This window comes from Micromonospora inaquosa, from assembly GCF_003857055.1.
Lineage (GTDB): Bacteria > Actinomycetota > Actinomycetes > Mycobacteriales > Micromonosporaceae > Micromonospora > Micromonospora inaquosa.
This window is the reverse complement of record NZ_QGSZ01000007.1, coordinates 1-1016: the sequence shown is the minus strand read 5'-3', so window position 1 is coordinate 1016 and position 1016 is coordinate 1. Positions and strand designations below refer to the sequence as shown.

Sequence of the window (1016 nt, the reverse complement as noted above, 5' to 3'; positions counted from 1 at the left end):
GTCCGTTGGCGGGTCGGTCGGCGGGTCGGTCGGTGTGGTCGGCGTGGAGGGCAGCAACGGGCAGGTGCTGCGGTAGGTGACCACGCCGTTGGAGTCCAGCAGTGGGCAGAGGAACTGGCTGTACCGGGCGTCGTTGTCGATGAACATCTTGACGAACGGCAGCATCGTCCGGATCATCACCGGGTTCGACCGTCCGACCATGAACCCATGATCGGCACCAGCGACCTCCAGGTAGACGCTCTCCGTCGTGGCCGGGAGGCTGTTGTACAGGCCGGTGGCGTAGGACGGGGTGACCACCGTGTCGGCCTGCCCGGAGAAGATCATTGTGGGCACCCGGTCGTTGGCCAGGTTCGACGACGGCGAGTACGGCGCGATGCCGACCACGGCCTTCAGGGACGATCGCCGGGTGGCTGCGCTCAGCGCGCCACCGCCGCCCATGGAGTGACCGGCGACCGCCAGCCGGTTGGGGTCGACGCGGTCGCGGACCGGGCTCTGCTGGGTGAGGTAGTCCAGTGCGGCGAGCAACTGGGTGCCTCGGGCCGTGTCGAAGTCGTTACGGCTGTTGGTCTCGATGCCGATCACGACGAAGCCGTGGGAGGCCAGCCACGGCCCCATCCAGGCCAGTTCCGCGGAGAACAACGCGGTGTAACCCGGCGAGATCGCGATGGCACCGAAGGTGCCCTGGCTGGTGTCGGTCGGGTAGTAGATCCGGCCGCCGTTGAAGCCGTACCCGGTCGGGACGCTGACGGAGGTGTTGGCGAACGGACCGTTCTCGGTGGCGACGCTGGTCCGGGTCGGGTCCGGGCCGCGCTGGTACGGGTTGTCGGCGGCCGATGCCGATCCGGTCGCCACGGTGATGGAGAGCAGGCCGACCGCGGCGGCGAGCCCGGCCGCGGCGAGCGTGAACATCCCTCTCCGCCGCCGGGGGGACACCCGGGCTGTGTCGGCGTCTCCCGGGGGCGGGAGGTGGTTGGCGTGTCCTGGCACTGTCGTACCTCCTGGTGGGGGTGGTAGTG

General features: G+C 69.6%; 1 protein-coding gene. It reads right to left on the bottom strand.

Features of this window, described 5'->3' with window-relative positions; translation table 11 throughout:
* On the bottom strand, positions 1-909 hold a 909-nt coding region (locus DLJ59_RS00035; RefSeq protein WP_244235745.1), incomplete at its 3' end, for a dienelactone hydrolase family protein.
* Positions 910-1016: the final 107 nt, after the last annotated feature.